This is a genomic window from Kitasatospora sp. Root107 (assembly GCF_001424875.1).
Lineage (GTDB): Bacteria > Actinomycetota > Actinomycetes > Streptomycetales > Streptomycetaceae > Kitasatospora.
Window position 1 is genome coordinate 62,899 of the sequence record NZ_LMCT01000031.1, and the last position, 17,077, is coordinate 79,975.

The following is a 17,077-nucleotide window of genomic DNA, read 5'->3' on the forward strand; positions in this document are numbered from 1 at the left end:
GTGATCGATGTCGGAGATTGTTCGATGTGGCGTGGCGGTGTGTGTGGCCGCCGCGGCGACGGCCACTGCTGCGGCCGACCGCTGCAGCCCGGTGGTGTCGGTGGCGGTCTATAGCCTGTCGTAATGATCCGTAGCGTGTTTGAGCAGCGTCCGCTTGATGCTGCCGTCGCTGACGCCGGGAGCGCGACGCTGGAGTTCGACCGGGCCAGGGCCTGGTTGCGCTCTGCGCTGGTTGGCGCCGTGGAGCCGTTGGGCGCCGAGGTGTGGGTCCTGGATACAGCCCTGGAGCAGATCATGCTGGTCAGGCATCCGTGGCGCGGGCTGGTCCCGCCAGGTGGCAAGGTTGAGCCCGGAGAGTGTCCGCGTGATGGCGCGGCCCGGGAACTGGCCGAGGAGACTGGGCTGCGGCCACGGTTGTTCGAGCGGCCCGCCGCGGTGGCGGTGCGGTCATTCGGCCCGGATTTGCCGGTGACGCTGTCCCTCTCCTATGCCGCGATCGGCGACCCGGAACAGCCACTGATCGCGGAGGACGGGCAGCCCGCGGCCTGGATGCGGCTCGACCAGGGCTGGGACAGCTGCTTCCCCGATGACGTGCTGCGCATCCGACAGTACGTGAAGCTTCTGAGATCGGGTTCCCCTGCCTGGTGAGTGTGGCCGCGCCTGCTTCTGTGATGTCGTCTTGCGGATTTGGGCCGCGCCCGGTGTTGACGCTGGTAGAACGCTGCTGCGACGCGACGCGACGCGACGCGAACTGAGCGACAGCGAGTAGGAGTTGGTCGAGCCGTTCTTGCCGGTCGGCCGCTACGGCCCCTACCCGCATCGGCTTCGTGAGCAGTTCGAGGGTGTGATCTGGCGGTTCCGCAGCGGTGGCCAGTGGCGGGAGATGCCGGCGGAGTTCGGGGCTTGGCAGACGGTCTACGACCGCTTCGCCCAGTGGCGTGACGCGGGCGTGTTCGCCGCGCTGATGGAGGCGATGATCGCGGAGGCCGCCCGGCGCGGTCAGGCGGACTTGTCGCTGGTCAGCGTGGATTCGACGGTGGCTCGCGCGCACCACGACGCGGTGGGGATGGTGGTCGACCCCGAGGTGCTGGCGGCGCTGGAAGAGGCCGCGGCAGAGGAAAGGGGGAACCGGAAACCGGGCAAACCGCCCCGGTGACCGCGGCATCGGCAGAGTTGGAGACGGAGCGGGCCGAACGCCGGAAGTTACGTCGGCGCCGCCGTGCCCGGCTCAAAGCAGCAGCGCTCGGCCGACCTCGGGGCGGCCTGACCAGCAAGGTCCATCTGGCGGCGGACCGGCGCTGTCGCCCGTTGGCCTTCGTGCTCACGCCCGGGCAGGCCGCCGACAGCCCACGGTTCGTCGCCGTCCTGGAGGAGATCAGGGTGCGCGGGCCCGTCGGTCGTCCGCGGACCAGGCCCGACGCGGTGGCCGCCGATAAGGCGTACTCGTCGCGCGGCAACCGCTCCTACCTGCGCAGACGCGGGATCAAGGCGGTGATCCCAGAGAAAGCCGACCAGGCCGCGAACCGCAAGAAGCACGGCCGCGTCGGTGGGAGACCGGTCTCGCACGACGCCGAACAGTACAAGGAGCGCAACACGGTGGAGCGCTGCATCAACAAGATCCGGGCTTGGCGAGGCCTGGCAACCCGCTACGACAAGGCGCCCGAGAGCTACCTGGCGGGGCTGCAACTGCGCGGATCCATCATCTGGATGCGCAGCCTCGACCCCGCCAAGTGATCACGACTCCAAACGGGCCCTAGTACCCGGCACCGTTCAGTGCCCGCGCCGTCGGCAGCCGGGCCTCCATCGCGTAACTCGCGTTCGTATACCCGATGGAGCCCTTGTTCCCCTCGTTCGCGACGAAGGCGGCAACCGTCGATGCGGAGCCGAGCGCTGTCAGGGTGCCCGGAGCGGCGGGGAAGATGGCCGTGGCACCGCAGGGAGCACCACGGACCGCCGAGCAGTACGCGTCCCAGGCCGCGGGCTGCTCGGCCCCGAGCCGGCGGGTCAGTTCGTAGGTGGTGGCGTTGCCGTCGGAGCGGACGGCCGGGCGGATCGGCAGGTTGTACGGGAACGCCACCGCCCCTGCGGTGATCGGCAGATAGGCGTGCGGCCGGGTCGGCGGCGGGTCGGTCACGCCCTGGTCGGCCCGGCACTCGACACCACGACACCGGCCGCCGACGCCGGTGACGCCCCGTCAACCACCAGACAGACCAGAGCGGTCGCCAACGCGACCATGCCCGGCGAACGCCACCAACTCGCGGCAGACCGCACGATGTACTCACTTCCCCCGAGGATGCCTCCGTGATCACCCTTGGCAGCCCCGGTGAACACGCAGTGACATCCTGCCGAAGTGCGGACATGCGGAGCCCGAACGGCGGAGGGACCGTCGGGCCCGGCACGCCCGGGTGCCGGGGCGACAGGTCAGCGGCAGATGATGAAGTCCGGGTAGGGGTACGTCCCGGGCTCGTCGCCGATCTCCTGGATGGCGGCGCGGATCTGGCGGAGGTGGTCGGCCGTCAGCTCGAGGACGTGCTCGTCGGGCTGGTAGGTGGTGAAGATGGGGTAGTCGTCGCCCGGGGTCGTGGTCATCTCGATGTGGCAGCCGAGCACATGGGTGACGGGGCGGGTCTCGGTGAAGGAGACCAGGCGGTCGACCGAGTGGGTGAAGGCCGCCCAGTCCTCGACGTACAGCCGGCCGGGGTAGACGGTGTCGCCGGTGAGCAGGAAGCCGGTGTGCGGGTCGTAGTACGTGACCGAGGCCCGGTGGTGGCCCGGCGTGGCGAGGCACTCCAGGACCCGGTCGCCGAGGTCGAGCGGGACGATCCGGGAGGGGTCGTCGGCGAGGCCGAGGAACCCCCAGGCGCTCGCCTGGTCGGCGGGGACCACGACGGTGTCGGGCCGGTCGGCGAACTGACCGTCCCCGGCGACGTGGTCGCCGTGCCCGTGCGAGTGCAGGACCAGGAGCTGGTAGGACTCACGCGGGTGCGCGGCGAGCCACTGGTCGACCAGGGTGTCGACGGTGGCGCGGAGCGGGAAGTACTCGGCGGAGGCGGTCGCGCCGGTGTCGATCAGGACGGCCCGGTCGGCGCCGAACAGCAGGTAGAGGAACGGGGCTTCGTAGTTGACCGCCATGTTCTGACGGAGGACCAGGGTGTGCTCGTCGTACGCGTACACCTGGATGTCCGGGTCGGCGTTGTGCTTGGCCGACACCGAACCGTGGATCCACCGGACGTCGAGCGGGCGGGTGGCCGGGACTCCGGTGTTGTAGGTGATCTTGTCCATGCCCCGGAAGCTACCGTGCGCCGCCCGTACCCGCCAAGGGAGTTGGCCCGAGCTGATGGCTGATCAGGCGGGCGGATCTCCCTACAGCTGGGGCAGTGCCTCTTCCTGCCTCGGACTGCGTCGCTCCTGGAGCCAGAAGAGGTAGGTCCGCAGGTCGCACGCGAGCTCTCCGTCAAGGTAGCCGAGGAAGTCGGGCAGCCCGGTGACCATCTCCCGATGGTCCGGCTGCTCGTGCTCGGCCCAGGCCACGCTGACCTTGGCGGCCCACTCGCGCAGCCGACCCCGGTCCCGCCACCACGACCGGACGGACTCCGGGGTCCAGTGCTGGTCACCGTCCCAACCGTAGCCGCCGAACGGGTCGTTGAGAGCGGCGAACAGCACCGCGCGCACCTGCTCCGGAGCTCGAGGCTGCCGGTAGACGAACTCCTCGCCCGACTCGTCGTCGTACAGGATGTGTGCGGGGGCGACGAGCCGGCCGGTCCAGCAGGTATCGGTCCCGCCACCGTAGAGCGGGCCCGGCACGCTCTGCCAGCTGCGCTCCGGCCATGAGCCCAGCAGGTACGTCTCGGGTTCCGGGAGGACCTGGATCGTGCCCGGTCGGGCACCCGGCACCGGCGTACCGGCGGAAGTTCGCACGGCCGGGAGGGGGTCCCAGTACCCGCCGCCGTTCATCCGTATACGCTCCTTCATCGGTCCACCACTCGGTTGATCGCACAGTACGTGAAGACCGCGCTGGGGCCGAAGGGACTTGAGGCGAGGTCAGGACCCCCCGGGGGCTGCTGTCTGCCGCCGGGCTGGGATAAGGTCCGGAGATCAGTAAGCCGTCCGGAAGGGGGCCGGTCCGCGCCATGTCCAGAGAACTTGCCAAGGCGTCCCGGGTTCGGGTCAGTGAGCTCACTTCGAGCACCGATCTCTACCTGGGTGTACACATCGCCGGGCCCGGGCTCACCTTCGACATCAGCTGCTTCGGGCTCGACGCCGAGGAACGGCTGAGCGACGACCGGTACTTCGTCTTCTTCAACCAGCCCAACAGCCCCGAGCAGTCGATCCGGCTGCTCGGCGCGCAGGAGGGCGACTCCGAGTCCTTCGCGGTGGCACTGCCGCAGGTGCCGGAGACCGTCCACAAGCTGGCGTTGACCGCGACCATCGACGGTGACGGGCAGATGTCCCAGGTGGCCTCGGGGTACGTCCGGATCGTGGCGGACGGGGCCGAGGTCGGCCGGTACAGCTTCACCGGCACCGAGTTCTCCACCGAGCGGGCCGTGATGCTCGCCGACGTCTACCGGCGTGGTGGCGAGTGGCGGTTCGCCGCCGTCGGCCAGGGCTTCGACGGCGGCCTGCAGGCGCTGCTGGAGAACTTCGGCGGTGAGGCCCTCGAAGAGAACGACGAGCCGACCGCCGAGACCCCGGTCGCGCCGATCCCCGTCCAGGCGCCCGCCCCGACCCTGGTCGCCGTCCCGGCTCAGCCGGCCCAACCCGCCGAGCCCGTCCCGGTCGGAGTGCGGGTCTCGCTGACCAAGTACACCGAACTCCCGGAGTGCCCGGGCTGGGTGCAGCAGAACGACAACCTGGTGCGGGCCACCCTGACCAAGGGTCAGGACGTGCTCGCCGTCCAGGGCAGCATGGTCGCCTACCAGGGCAAGGCCGACTTCGCGTACGAGGCCTCCGGCATGCTGCGCAAGCTGGTCGGCAACCTGACCGGCCAGCCGCTCAAGCTGATGCGGGTCTCCGGCGAGGGTCAGGTCTTCCTTGCCGACGAGGCCTGCGACCTGCACATGGTCCGGCTGGAGGGCGACTCGTTCTGTGTCGGCTCGGACCGGCTGCTGGCCTTCGACGCGAACCTGGAGTACGAGGTGCGCCGGATCGAGGGCGAGGGCCTGCCTAACGGCGGCTACTTCACCCTCCAACTCAGCGGCCACGGCACGCTGGTGGTGAAGACCAACGGCATCCCGGTGCTGCTGCCGGTCACCCCCGTCCCGGAGACCTACGTCGACGTCCAGGCGCTGGTGGCCTGGTCGAAGGGCGCGCAGGTGATCACTACCGCTCCGGTCCGGATCCGCCGCTCCTCGTACGCCGGGCACACGGCGCAGTCGCACAGTCTCCAGTTCCGCGGCGCACCGGGGAACTTCGTCGTCGTCCAGCCGTTCGAGGTCTGAGGACCGAGGGGGAGTCATGCAGGCACAGTTCCTCGCGGGCGGCGGGCTCGGCACCCACCGACCCGTCGACACCGCGGCGCGGATGAGCAATCACGGCAAGGCGATCTGCCGGGTCGCGGTCACCGCTCAGACCGACCTGTACGCCAAGGCCGGCGCCATGGTCGCGTACGACGGCTTCCTCCAGTACGAGGCGGTGTCACAGACCTTCCGCCGGGCGCTCGGTGAGTGGGCGTCCGGTGAGCAGAGCCCGCTGCTGCGCTGGTCCGGCGACGGCGCGCTCTACCTCGCCGACATGGGTGCGGACGTGCTGAACCTGCACCTCGACGGCGAGAACCTGTCGGTGAACGGCTCGCACCTGCTCGCCCTGGACGCCACCCTCCAGTGCACCGTGGAGAAGGTGAAGGGTGTGGCCATGATGGCCGGCACCGGCCTCTACAACGTGCAGGTCTCCGGCACCGGCTGGGTCTCCGTCACCTCCCGGGGCGTGCCGGTGGTGCTCAACTGCGCCGAGGCGGAGACCTATGTCGACCCGGACGCGCTGGTCGCCTGGACCACCGGTCTCGAGATCCGCGCCCGCCGGTCCATGAAGCTCGGCTCGCTGGTCGGCCGGGGCAGCGGCGAGGCCATGCAGCTCGGCTTCAAGGGCGCCGGCTTCGTCGTCGTCCAGCCCAGCGAGGACACCGCCGACCGTCTCAAGATCCGCGGCTGAGAACCGAGTTCGAGGAGCCCCTCCGTGCAGAGCCCCCTCCTGGCGCACACCGCCGGCACCGGCACCGACCGCTTCGGTCTGCAGAACCCGCAGCTGCTGCGGATCGTGCTGGACGGCAGTTCCGACGTGCTGGCCCGCACCGGCGCGATGGTCGCGCATGTCGGCAAGGTCACCTTCGCCCCCTGGACGCCCGGCAACAGCCGTCAGCGCCGGGAGCGCAGGCAGGCCCCCGACGTCCTCGACCTGATGCGCTGTTCCGGCACCGGCACCGCCTACCTCGCCAACCTGGCCCAGCACCTGCACGTGCTGCCGCTGGACGGCGAGCCGATGGTGATCACCAACAGCTACGTGCTCGCGCTCGACGCCGCCCTGCAGTGGCAGGCGGTGTCCATCGAGAACGGCGACCGGATCGCCGGGGTCGGTTCGCGCGCACTGGAGTTCACCGGCACCGGGAGCCTGGTGCTGATGACCTCGGGACGCCCCCTCGTGCTGCCGGTCGAGCCCGGCAAGTACGTCTACGGCGACGCCGATGCGGTGGTCGGCTGGTCCTCCGGTCTCGAGGTCCAGTTGCTGGCGCAGAGCAGCAACACCGAGGCCTGGCGCCGACGCGGCACCGCGACCGAGGGCTGGGAGCTGTCCTTCACCGGGCAGGGCTACGTGATCGTGCAGCCCAGCGAGCTGCTGCCGCCGCAGCGGGTGTCGCGCGGCTGACCCTGCCGGTCAGTGGCGGTGGTGGTTGTCGGGCTGGGCCGGGTCGCCCGGGTGCTCCAGTCCTGGCACCAGGGTCAGCCGCTCGGCCCGGGCCCGGTCGAGCCAGCGGACGAAGGCGATCCGCCGGGCGCTGCCCAGCAGTTCGGCGGTCCGGTCCGGCGGCGCCGGTGCCGGCTGACGCCCGGTCAGCGCCGCCGTCCACGGGCCGACCGTGACCTGCCGGCCGGGAGCGGTGGCCCGGAGCGCCCGGACCAGCTCGGTCGGCAGAGTGGCCGGGTCGGCTTCGAAGTCGCCGTCCGGCGTGCTCAGTTGCCAGCGTTCCCCCGCCGGCTGGTCGACCTCCGGTACCGGTTCGGGCGCGACTGGCCCGGGCACGACGTCCGCCGTGACCGCGTCGAAGACCGCCCGGACGGCCGCGCTGCCCTCGAACGCGGCAGCCGCGATCGACCCCAACTCGACGGCAGCCCGCTGGTCCAACCGCACCGGCGGCGCGGCACGGTGGACCTAAACCGCTATAGTTCGGGCGTCAATAGACCATTCCGGCGACCGCCGCCAGGTCTCATCTGACGTGCTCTCAGCAAGTGTTCTGACCAGCGGGATCGGTAAACCGGTCGATGAGGCGTGCACTATGCTCCGACCAGGTTTTCGACGGGTCGTGAGAGAGAGAGGGGGGCGCCCCATGGCAAGACCGACCATCGCGGACATCGCCCGGCAGGCCGGGGTGTCCAAGGGCGCCGTCTCGTTCGCTCTCAACGGGCGGCCCGGGGTCAGCGAGGAGACCCGTCGGCGGATTCTCGGGATCGCCGAGGAGATGAACTGGCGCCCGCACAGCGCCGCCCGCGCGCTCGGCGGTGCGAAGGCCGGGGCCGTCGGCCTGGTACTGGCCCGGCCGGCCCGCACCATCGGCGTCGAACCGTTCTTCGCCCAGTTGCTCTCCGGCCTCCAGGCGGGCCTGTCCGCCCACTCCACCGCCCTGCAGCTGATGGTGGTCGAGGACACCGCCGCCGAGATCGAGGTCTACCGGCGCTGGGCCTCCGAACACCGGGTGGACGGCTTCGTGGTGGTCGACCTCCAGGTCCGCGACCCCCGGATCGCGGTGCTGGAGCAACTCGGTGTGCCCGCCCTGGTGCTCGGCGGCCCCGGCCGGCACGGCACCCTGCCGAGCGTCTGGGCCGACGACCGGGAGGCGATGATCTCCACCGTCAACTACCTTGCGGCGCTCGGCCATCGACGGATCGCCCACCTGGCGGGACTGCCCGCCTTCCAGCACACCCAGCGCCGGATCCGCGCGCTGCGCGACAGCGCGAAGCGGCTCGGGCTGACCGAGGCCCTCTCGGTGCCCACCGATTTCAGCGACGCCGAGGGCGCCGCAGCCACCCGGGCGCTGCTCACCCGCAGCCGCCGTCCCACCGCGATCATCTACGACAGCGACGTGATGGCCGTGGCCGGACTCGGTGTCGCGATGGAGATGGGGGTGGCCGTGCCCGGCGACCTGTCGATCGTCTCCTTCGACGACTCGACCCTCACCCGGATCGTCCACCCGCCGCTCACCGCGCTCTCCCGCGACACCTTCGCCCTCGGCGAGCAGGTCGCCCGTACGATGCTCGCCGCCATCGCCGACCCCGAGGCGGTGCACGACCTGAAGAACCCCACCCCCCGACTGACCGTCCGGGAGAGCACCGCCGCTCCGCGCCCGGAGTAACCCTGCTACCTGCGCGGTACGTGCCCCGGGCCCGTACTGCATCGGCAGTACGCCCAACTGTCTGCAGCCGGACGACGACGCCGACCCCCTGCACCACCGAGTAATTGCAGGGTTCCTCGGCGTTTAGGCCGAGGGGGAATGGCGCTTCCCGCGCAGCGGGTCAGGGGAAGCCGATTCGCCGTCAAGGCGGACCGGCGTCTCGGGAGAGTCGGCGGTGAGAGCGACCTCAAGCAGGTGTGGCAGCTCCGAGTTGAGGGACCGTCGGGCCGCAGCCGCTTGCGTTGTCAGTCGGTCATGCAAGCCTTTGGGCTATGGCGAGGTTCCGCATGTACCCGACGAGCGAGCAGGCGAGTGTCATGCTCAAGCACTGCGAACACGCCCGGTACGTGTGGAACCTCGCCGTGGAACAGCACTCGCACTGGTACCGGGGCCGCAAGGCCGCTCCGAGTTTCGCGGAGCAGTGCCGTCAGCTCACCGAGGCCCGGCGCGACAACGAGTGGCTGCGCGAGGGCAATCAGACCGTGCAGCAGCAGGCGTTGCAGGACTTCTCCAAAGCCAAGAACGCCAAGTTCACGGCAGGGTTCGGAGAGCCGACCTGGCGAAGGAAGTTCCGGCACGAGGGCTTCCGTGTCATCGGCACCGACCGCGTCCCGGAGTTCGGACCGGACGGCAGCGCGAAGCTGAACCCGAAGACCGGGAAGCAGGTCCTCGGGCGCTCCGTCATCGTGCAGAAGCTCAATAAGCGCTGGGCGCAGGTCAAGGTGCACGGCTGCGGATGGGTCCGCTTCCGCAACACCCGCACCGGCCTGCCCGACGCGAAGACCTTCCGCGTCACCTACAAGAACGGCCAGTGGCACATCGCGTTCGCCGTCATCCCTGACCCGATCGACCAGCCGGGCACGGGCGAGGTCATCGGTGTCGACCGGGGCGTGACGATCACCGCTGCCCTGTCCGACGGCCGGAAGCTGAACTGCCCGCAGCTCACCATCCGCGAGCAGGCCCAGCTCCGCAAGCACCAGCGGCGTGCCGCCCGTGCCCCGAAGGGCAGCGAGCAGAAGACCGCCGAGTACGCGCGCGTCGCCGAACTCAAGGCCCGCGAAGCCGACCGGCGCAAGGACTGGTGCGAGAAGACCAGCACCGACCTGGCCAGGTCCTACGACCTGATCCGGTTCGAGAAGTTGCACATCAAGAGCATGACCGCCAAGGCCAAGCCGAAGCCCGACCCCGGCCAGCCCGGCACGTTCCTCAAGAACGGCCGCGCCGGCAAGGCCGGACTGAACCGGGCGATCCTCGCCCAGGGCTGGGGCCTGCTCCGCCAGCGCACCGAACAGAAAGCCCCTGGCCGGGTCGAAGACGTACCGGCCCCGTACACCAGCCTGCAATGCAGTGCCTGCAAGTGGATCGACAAGAACTCGCGCAAGAGCCAAGCCGAGTTCGTCTGCTCCAACTGCGGATTCACCTGCAACGCGGACATCAACGCAGCAACCAACGTCGCGGTAGGACAGGCCGTAAGGCCCCGGCACACACGTGCCGGTACCGGAGGGGTAACACCGTACCAGCGGTCGAGTGCCCGTGAACCCCAACACCCCACAGGAGTTGGAATCCCCCGGCTTTAGCCGGGGGAGGATGTCAAGAAGGATTGAGGCATCCTGCGGCGACCCCTCGCCGCCTGTCGCCGATCCAGAGTGGAGCGCCCTTCTCCGTGGCCACCTTTCTCTACCGGCTCGGCCGGTTCTCGTTCCGGCAGATCTTCCTGATCGGCGTGGTGTTCGGTCTGGCGATGGACTACGAGGTCTTCCTGGTGACCCGGATGCGCGAGGCGTACGTGCACGGGGAGCGGCCCGGCCAGGCGATCGTCACCGGCTTCCGGCACAGCGCCCGGGTGGTGGTGGCTGCGGCCGTCATCATGATCGCGGTGTTCTCCGGGTTCATCGGGATGAGCGAGTCGATGATCAAGATGATGGGGCTCGGCCTGGCCTCGGCCGTCTTCCTGGACGCCTTCGTGGTCCGGATGACCATCGTCCCGGCGGTGCTCGCGCTGCTCGGCGACCGGGCCTGGTGGCTGCCGAAGTGGCTGGACCGGATCATTCCCCGGGTGGACGTGGAGGGCGAGTCGCTGACCGCCACCGCACCCGCGCCCGCTGACCAGGAGCTGACGGAGCGTCCGGCCGTTCACGTCTGACGGACCGTGGGAGGCCGCTGTCGAAACCGGCAGCGGCCTCCCGATGTCGCTGTCCGGCCCGGGACCGCCGGTCGGCGACCATGGTCGGAGCCGACAGGGAGAGAGACCGCATGATCATCGCCTGGCGCCCGTGGCTCCGCAGGCACCCCCGCACCGTCGACGTGACGCTCGCCGTGGTGCTCTGGGGCCTGGCGGTCCTGTCCAGCACCATGTCGGCCACCGACCCCCGGATCGTCCGGGCCCCGTCGGCCGCCGTCGCGCTGATCGCCGCGGCCTCGGTCGCCCTGCTCTGGCACCGCACCCGTCCGCGCACCGTGGTGGCCGTGACCACCCTGTGCGGCGCCGCCATCAGCGTGCTGGCCGACTCGGGCGGCTTCCAGCCCTCGCCGTTCACGGCGGGCGCCGCACTGGCCGCGCTCTACTCGATGGCCATGCGCACGGACCGCCGCACCGCCATGCTGTACACCGCTGCGGTCGCCGGCATCCTGTTCGCCGCCACCGTGCTCTCCACCTCCGGCTCGATCCTGACCGCCAACCGGATCGGCTTCGTCGCCTGGATCCTGCTCTCGGGCGCCATCGCCGACTCGGTCCGCAGCCGGCGCGACTACGTGGCCGCCGTCGAGGCCCGGGCCGAACTCGCCGAGCGCACCCGGGAGGACGAGGCCCAGCGGCGGGTCGGCGAGGAGCGGATGCGGATCGCCCGCGAGCTGCACGACATCGTCGCGCACCACATCGCCCTCGCCCACGCCCAGGCGGCCACCGCCGCCTACCTACTGCGCAGCAAGCCCGAGCAGGCCCAGGAGATGCTGGACAGCCTGGCCGGCACCACCTCCGCCGCACTACGCGAACTCAAGGCCACCGTGGGCCTGCTGCGCCGCTCGGACGACCCGGAGGCACCACTGGAGCCCGCCCCCGGCCTGGCTCAACTCCCGGAGCTGCTGGCCGCGTTCGAGGGCGCGGGCCTGACCGTCACGGTGCACAGGTCCGGCGAGCCGAGGCCGCTCTCCCCCGGCGTGGATCTGACCGCCTACCGGATCATCCAGGAGGCGCTGACCAACGTCACCAAGCACGCGGACACCGCGACCGCCTCGGTCCGGCTGGCATACACCCGCCGCCTGCTGACCGTGACGGTCGCCGACGACGGCCACCCGGCCGCGCCCGCGGGCGCACCGGGTTACGGTCTGATCGGCATGCGCGAACGGGCCCAGTCGGTCGGTGGACGCCTGCTGGCCGAGCGCGGCACGGACGGCGGCTTCGAGGTCACCACCGAACTACCGCTGGAGACCGGCGAGTCCGACCCCGACCAGGGCGATCGGGATCTTGAGGAGAGGACCGAACGGTGACCATCCGGGTACTGCTGGCCGACGACCAGGCCCTGCTGGCCGGGACCTTCCGGCTGCTGATCGAGTCCTGCGAGGACATGGAGGTGGTCGGCGTCGCGGGCGACGGCCGGGCAGCGGTCGAACTGGCCCGCGCCACCGGGCCGGACGTGGTCGTGATGGACATCCGGATGCCGGTGCTGGACGGGCTGGCCGCCACCGAGGAGATCTGCCGCGACCGAGCCCTGTCCGGCACCCGGGTGCTGATCCTCACCACCTTCGAGATCGACGAGTACGTGGCCCAGGCGCTGCGCGCGGGCGCCAGCGGCTTCCTCGGCAAGGACGTCGGCCCCGAGGAACTCCTCGGCGGCATCCGGGCGGTGGCGGCCGGGGACACCCTGCTCTCCCCCACCGCCACCCGGGCCCTGATCGACCGCTTCCTGGCCCACCCCGAGACCGACCCGGCCACCCCCCCCCCGGCCCTCGACGTCCTCACCGCCCGCGAACGCGAGGTGATGGCCCAGGTCGCCGAGGGCCTGTCGAACGACGAGATCGCCGAGCGGATGTACGTCAGCCCACTCACCGTCCGCACCCACGTCCAGCGCACCATGACCAAACTCGGCGCCCGCCACCGCGCCCAACTGGTCGCCATCGCCTACCAGTCGGGCCTGGTCCGGGTCGACCCGCCGGACCGCATCTGACGCTGTGCCCGAGAAGGTCGGCCGGGTTGGCGCCGGCGAGCCCTGCGGGGTACCGGGTGACCAGGAGGGCTGATTCCTGGAGATGACACGGGCCGTCGTATCCGCCCCGGGCCGGGGCGCCGCAGCCGGCGCCCCGTGACGTCCTACTCCTCCGGCTCCCAGGCACGGAGCAGGTCGAGCAGCCCGGCGTCGCCGTCGATCCGCACGGNGCCGGCGCCCCGTGACGTCCTACTCCTCCGGCTCCCAGGCACGGAGCAGGTCGAGCAGCCCGGCGTCGCCGTCGATCCGCACGGAGTCCGCCAGGACACGGTCGTAGAGGAAGAGGACCACTTCACCGGCCGTCGCGTGGACGGAGACACCGGCTGCGTCCGGGCCCTCGTCGCTGGTGGCGGCGGGCAGACGGGTGGTCCGGGCGCCGTCGCCGTCGACCGTGAGGCGCCAGGAGCGCCCCTCGGCGGCGTGGAAGTCGAAGGCGGTGGGCTTGTGCGGCCAGGCGCTGGGCGTCGCGACGCAGGTGAACAGGAACTCCTCGACACCGTCGAGGGCCACCTCGGCCGGCAGCGGCTGCGGGGCGCCCGCGGCGAGCTGGGCGTCGTAGGTGTGCACCGCGCTCTCCTGGACCCGGTGCCGGGCGACCCCGCCGGAGGTCCGCGGCGTCTGCAGGGCACTCCACCACGCCCAGCAGCAGTTGCGTCGACTCCTCCAGCCAGGCCACCAGGGCCTCACGCTCCCGCGGCGGGGCCAGTGCGGCCCGCTCGGCGGCGGCCTCGGCCGGCGGGCCGTCGGCGGGGCCCGCGCCGACGATGGCGGCCCAGAAGCGGTCGCCCCCGCCCAGATGCTGCGCCAGGTCGAACAGCGTCCACTCGGGGCAGGTCGGCACCCGGGCGTCGAGGCCGGGCGCGGAGGCGACCGCGGCCCGGAACGCGGTCGACCGTTCGTCAATCAGCCGCAGGTGGTCGGAGAAATCGAGAGTGTTATGCACCCCGGGTGTCTATCACCCTGCTCAGCCCACGGGAAAGCGATTTTCCCCGGCTACCGCGGCAGCGGCGCAGCACGGGCCGCTCCGGCCGGAGGCGCGAACAGCGGGCCGCCGTCCGCCTGCTGTCACGGCGTCAGCCGCGTCACAGCGCCAACCGCGCGCCGGCGCGGTGGGAGCTGACCGTGGCGCCGTCCTCGCACTCGACCCGACGCAGTCGCCGGGGACAAGGCCTACTCGTCCCGCGGCAACCGCGCCCACCTGCATGAACGTCGCATCAAGGCCGTCATCCCGGAGAAGTGATCAAGCGTCAAGCTGGGCAGGTCTGATCATCGGCCTGGAGCAGTGGGCTGCCAGGTGAGATCGAGTGCTTCATCGACCATGGCAATGCTGGGTTCTCGGGAGCCACCGAGGGCCGCGTGGCTCAGCAGCGCGGGCGTCCCGGCCTCCAGCGCATGGGCGATGTCTTGGAGCATCGAGGTGACCGAGGCCCACTGGGGAACGTCCAGGGTCCAGGTCTCGTGGTCCCAGAGAAGCACCGCGCCGTGGGTGTCACCAGGGCGCAGGTCGACGACCAATCCGTCGCCGCCGGGGCTCAGCGCGATCGGCATGAACTCACGCCGGTAGCGGGCCTCGGGGTGGCCGTTCTCATCGAACGACTCGCCTTCCTGCTCGGCGACCAGGAGCCAAATCGCGTTGGTCTCCAGAGCCTCGTCCAGCGAGACCGGGGCGAACACCTCCGGAATCCAGTAGTCCGCGCTGACATCGGGCAGCAGCCACCAGGCCCGCAGGTCGGCGGGCAGGGGCAGGCCGAGGTCCGCCTCGAACGCGTCCAGGCGCGCGGGATCCGACGTCGGTCTCGCCGGGCCTCGTCGGGCGTGGGCGGTGAGCCAGGTGCCGACGCGGCTCCAGGAGGTCAGGACGTCGTGATCAGCCGATGTCATGGCGGCAGTCTGCCTCACCGGGCTGTCGACGACCGAAGCTGTGCAACATTCTCAGCACGCGAAGCTGCTGGTCAGGCCGCCACTGCGGTGAGCGCTGGTGCGGGGAAAACGGTGTTCTCGTCGAACCGGGCCCGCCAGGGGCGTCCGGCAGTCTCTCGGTGCTGCGCCCGGAAGGGTCACCCCTTGGCAGCGGCTGTCAAGGCGGTCAATCTTCATGCAAAGACTTCGTTGCAAGGAAATGATGGCGATCGCTAGGCTGCCGATCGTGACGGACCCTCAGCCCGCCGTACGCAGCCTCGACGCCCGCTCCCTGCGCGGTCTTGCACACCCGCTGCGGATGCGCCTGCTCGCCGCGCTGCGAGAGGACGGCCCGGCCACCGCGACGAAGCTCGCCGCCAGGCTCGGCGAGTCGTCCGCCTCGGTCAGCTACCACTTGCGGCAGCTCGGCGCGCACGGCTTCATCGCGGAGGATCCGGACCGGGGCACCGCCCGTGAACGCTGGTGGAGGGCCGAGCACCGCGGCCACCGGTTCGACAGCCTCGATGACTTCCTGGAGAACCCCGACCCCGAAGTACGGGGCGCCATGGGCGTGTTCCTGAACGAGGTGGCCACCGTCCACGCGCGGGAGCTGGGCAACTGGCTCGCCGGCACCGGCGACTGGCCCGAGGAGTGGCGTCGCAGCTGGGACATGAGCGATTTCAACCTGCGCCTGACGCCTGAGCTCGCGCGCGAACTCGTCGGCCGAGCACACGAACTCGTGCAGAGCTTCCGCGACCGGGCCGCTGCCGACGAGGACCAGGCCGTCCCGGTCCGCATCCACCTGCACGCATTTCCCCTCCCGAAGAGCTGACGCCCCGACAGGCGCGCCCGACGATCGCCCGGAGAAACGCTCGTGACCGTCTCCGCCCCCGCTCGGGCCGACAAGGACCCGGCCGCCCCGGACCGGCGGCCGCTCGGCGCCCTGCTGGCCGCGAACCTCGTCTCGATCACCGGCAATGCCCTCGCCGGCATCGGTGTGCCGTGGTTCGTCCTGCAGACGACCGGCAGCGCCTCCCGGGCCGGACTGGCGGCCTTCTGCGGAATGCTGCCACTGGCGGTGTCTGCGCTCGCCGTCGGACCGCTGATCGACCGGATCGGACGCCTGCGCGCGTCGGTACTGTCGGACCTGGTGTGCGGGACGGCCATCGGGCTGATCCCGCTCCTCCACTGGGCAGGTGCCCTGCGGTTCTGGCACCTGTGTGTGCTCATGGGGGTCAACGGGCTTTTCCAGGCGCCGGGCGAGACCGCGCGCCAGGTGCTCACGCCCGATCTCGCCGATCACGCCGGCCTCCCGCTCGCCCGGGCCATGAGCCTGTACACCAGTGCGTCCAGAGGGGCCCGGCTGCTTGGAGCCTCGGCCGCCGGTGTACTGATCGCGCTGTTCGGGACCGGGCCCGTCCTGGTCCTGGACACGGCGACCTTCGGCGTCTCGGCACTCCTGGTCACCCTCGGTGTCCGGCGTGTCCCAGCCGCCGCCCCCCGACGGGACGGGCCCCCGGCGAGCCTGCGCAGGTACCGCGACGAACTGCGCGAGGGCCTGACCTTCCTGCTCCGTCAGCGGCTGCTGCTCGCCATCACCTTGGTGCTCATGGTCACCAACGGCCTGGACCAGGGCTGGAGCGCGGTCCTGCTGCCCGTGCACGCCGAGCGCGACCTCGGCGGATCGGTCGACCTCGGCCTGCTCGCCGGCCTCTTCGCGGCCGGCGCGCTCGGCGGCTCGCTGCTGTACGCGGCGTTGGGGGCCCGGCTTCCCCGCTGGTCGCTGTACGCCTGCTGTCTCCTTGTCAGCGGAAGCCCGCGCATGCTGGTCGCGGCGTTCGCGCCCGGCCTGCTGCCCCTGGGCGTCACGCTGGCCATCGCCGGTGTCGCCGCCGGGATCCTCAACCCGATCGTCTCGACCGTGCTGTACGAGCTCGTCCCCGACGCCTTGCGCAGCCGGGTGACGGGCGTCCTGGCTGCGGGAGTGCTGCTGGCGACCCCGCTCGGCGGCCTCGCCTGCGGCTACCTGGTGGACCGGGTCGGGCTGACGACGGCCCTCGTGCTCCTCGGCGGGGCGTACCTGCTGATCACGCTCTGCCCACCGGCCTTCCCTGCCTGGCGCCGGATGGACAGCACGAGCGACGCCAGGGCAGGTAGGTAGGTGCGGGGCCGGGCAGCACCTGAGGTGACCAAGCACCCCATCCGAACCGGTGGCCAAGGCCCAGACCGTATGGTTTCCGTTGGAGAACCTGACTGTCGCCCAGTTGGGAGGCTGAATCACCCGTTTGAGGCACCAGCCGAAAAGCTGATACCTCATCACGGTGAGCAGCGTTCCAGTACCAGCCCGGCGCCCTCCTACGGATTGGCCTACCGGCGG

The 17,077-nt window shown here is 71.0% G+C and carries 16 protein-coding genes and 4 pseudogenes; 13 read left to right on the forward strand and 7 right to left on the reverse strand.

Features of this window, described 5'->3' with window-relative positions:
- The first annotated feature begins 123 nt into the window (after nt 1-123).
- Both ASC99_RS24910 and ASC99_RS37680 read left to right on the forward strand, forming a co-directional pair.
- Entirely contained in the window at nt 124-648 is a 525-nt protein-coding gene (locus tag ASC99_RS24910; protein WP_057235909.1) for an NUDIX domain-containing protein, read from the forward strand.
- A 124-nt stretch (nt 649-772) separates the two neighbouring features.
- Nucleotides 773-1,734: pseudogene (locus tag ASC99_RS37680) on the forward strand (IS5 family transposase).
- A 19-nt stretch (nt 1,735-1,753) separates the two neighbouring features.
- Here the strand turns inward: ASC99_RS37680 and ASC99_RS24925 are convergent.
- From ASC99_RS24925 to ASC99_RS24935, 3 genes are all read right to left on the reverse strand, one after another.
- Nucleotides 1,754-2,134 carry a hypothetical protein gene (locus ASC99_RS24925; RefSeq protein ID WP_057235912.1) on the reverse strand — a complete coding sequence of 127 codons (381 nt, stop codon included), beginning with the start codon at nt 2,132-2,134 and terminating at the stop codon, nt 1,754-1,756.
- 287 nt (nt 2,135-2,421) lie between these two features.
- On the reverse strand, nt 2,422-3,282 hold the full coding sequence (locus ASC99_RS24930) for an MBL fold metallo-hydrolase (RefSeq protein ID WP_057235915.1): 861 nt from the start codon (nt 3,280-3,282) through the stop codon (nt 2,422-2,424).
- 81 nt (nt 3,283-3,363) lie between these two features.
- The gene (locus ASC99_RS24935; protein WP_235583126.1) at nt 3,364-3,972 is read right to left on the reverse strand and encodes a ferredoxin; all 609 of its coding nucleotides are present in this window, start codon (nt 3,970-3,972) and stop codon (nt 3,364-3,366) included.
- A 158-nt stretch (nt 3,973-4,130) separates the two neighbouring features.
- Here ASC99_RS24935 and ASC99_RS24940 point away from each other — a divergent pair, with 158 nt between their 5' ends.
- From ASC99_RS24940 to ASC99_RS24950, 3 genes are read left to right on the forward strand one after another with little or no spacing between them, the layout of a single operon-like run.
- The gene (locus tag ASC99_RS24940; protein ID WP_057235919.1) at nt 4,131-5,438 is read left to right on the forward strand and encodes a TerD family protein; all 1,308 of its coding nucleotides are present in this window, start codon (nt 4,131-4,133) and stop codon (nt 5,436-5,438) included.
- Between the two features lie 16 nt (nt 5,439-5,454).
- A complete protein-coding gene (locus tag ASC99_RS24945) occupies nt 5,455-6,147 on the forward strand; it encodes an AIM24 family protein (RefSeq protein ID WP_057235922.1) in 693 nt (230 codons plus the stop codon).
- Nucleotides 6,148-6,171: 24 nt separating this feature from the next.
- Nucleotides 6,172-6,858, forward strand: coding sequence for an AIM24 family protein (locus ASC99_RS24950; protein WP_063857176.1), 687 nt, complete (start codon nt 6,172-6,174; stop codon nt 6,856-6,858).
- Between the two features lie 9 nt (nt 6,859-6,867).
- Here ASC99_RS24950 and ASC99_RS38875 read toward each other — a convergent pair whose 3' ends face one another.
- A complete protein-coding gene (locus ASC99_RS38875) occupies nt 6,868-7,341 on the reverse strand; it encodes a hypothetical protein (protein WP_162257920.1) in 474 nt (157 codons plus the stop codon).
- 196 nt (nt 7,342-7,537) lie between these two features.
- On the opposite strand from ASC99_RS38875, the gene ASC99_RS24960 reads away from it, so the two are divergent.
- The 5 genes and pseudogenes from ASC99_RS24960 (at nt 7,538) to ASC99_RS24980 (ending at nt 12,762) form a co-directional block, all read left to right on the forward strand.
- Nucleotides 7,538-8,560: a LacI family DNA-binding transcriptional regulator gene (locus tag ASC99_RS24960; RefSeq protein ID WP_057235928.1), complete on the forward strand. Its 1,023-nt coding sequence runs from the start codon at nt 7,538-7,540 to the stop codon at nt 8,558-8,560.
- Nucleotides 8,561-8,871: 311 nt separating this feature from the next.
- Nucleotides 8,872-10,176: an RNA-guided endonuclease TnpB family protein gene (locus tag ASC99_RS24965; protein ID WP_057235932.1), complete on the forward strand. Its 1,305-nt coding sequence runs from the start codon at nt 8,872-8,874 to the stop codon at nt 10,174-10,176.
- Between the two features lie 119 nt (nt 10,177-10,295).
- Nucleotides 10,296-10,742 (forward strand): annotated as a pseudogene (locus ASC99_RS24970) (MMPL family transporter); the annotation flags it as partial.
- Between the two features lie 110 nt (nt 10,743-10,852).
- Nucleotides 10,853-12,085 (forward strand): sensor histidine kinase, encoded by a 1,233-nt coding sequence (locus ASC99_RS24975; RefSeq protein ID WP_057235935.1) that lies wholly within the window; start codon nt 10,853-10,855, stop codon nt 12,083-12,085.
- The gene (locus ASC99_RS24980; RefSeq protein WP_057235938.1) at nt 12,082-12,762 is read left to right on the forward strand and encodes a response regulator transcription factor; all 681 of its coding nucleotides are present in this window, start codon (nt 12,082-12,084) and stop codon (nt 12,760-12,762) included. Before ASC99_RS24975 ends, ASC99_RS24980 begins: the two co-directional genes overlap by 4 nt.
- Before the next feature lie 228 nt (nt 12,763-12,990).
- Here the strand turns inward: ASC99_RS24980 and ASC99_RS42220 are convergent, their stop codons facing one another.
- Entirely contained in the window at nt 12,991-13,368 is a 378-nt protein-coding gene (locus ASC99_RS42220; RefSeq protein ID WP_369825163.1) for a hypothetical protein, read from the reverse strand.
- A 37-nt stretch (nt 13,369-13,405) separates the two neighbouring features.
- Nucleotides 13,406-13,744 (reverse strand): annotated as a pseudogene (locus ASC99_RS42225) (maleylpyruvate isomerase N-terminal domain-containing protein); the annotation flags it as partial.
- Between the two features lie 177 nt (nt 13,745-13,921).
- Here ASC99_RS42225 and ASC99_RS38880 point away from each other — a divergent pair.
- Nucleotides 13,922-14,038 (forward strand): annotated as a pseudogene (locus ASC99_RS38880) (IS5/IS1182 family transposase); the annotation flags it as partial.
- 29 nt (nt 14,039-14,067) lie between these two features.
- Here ASC99_RS38880 and ASC99_RS24990 read toward each other — a convergent pair.
- Nucleotides 14,068-14,682: an SMI1/KNR4 family protein gene (locus ASC99_RS24990; RefSeq protein WP_057235941.1), complete on the reverse strand. Its 615-nt coding sequence runs from the start codon at nt 14,680-14,682 to the stop codon at nt 14,068-14,070.
- A gap of 241 nt (nt 14,683-14,923) precedes the next feature.
- On the opposite strand from ASC99_RS24990, the gene ASC99_RS24995 reads away from it, so the two are divergent.
- Entirely contained in the window at nt 14,924-15,532 is a 609-nt protein-coding gene (locus tag ASC99_RS24995; RefSeq protein ID WP_200948412.1) for a helix-turn-helix domain-containing protein, read from the forward strand.
- A 42-nt stretch (nt 15,533-15,574) separates the two neighbouring features.
- The gene (locus tag ASC99_RS25000; RefSeq protein ID WP_057235944.1) at nt 15,575-16,861 is read left to right on the forward strand and encodes an MFS transporter; all 1,287 of its coding nucleotides are present in this window, start codon (nt 15,575-15,577) and stop codon (nt 16,859-16,861) included.
- Nucleotides 16,862-17,077 lie beyond the last annotated feature (216 nt).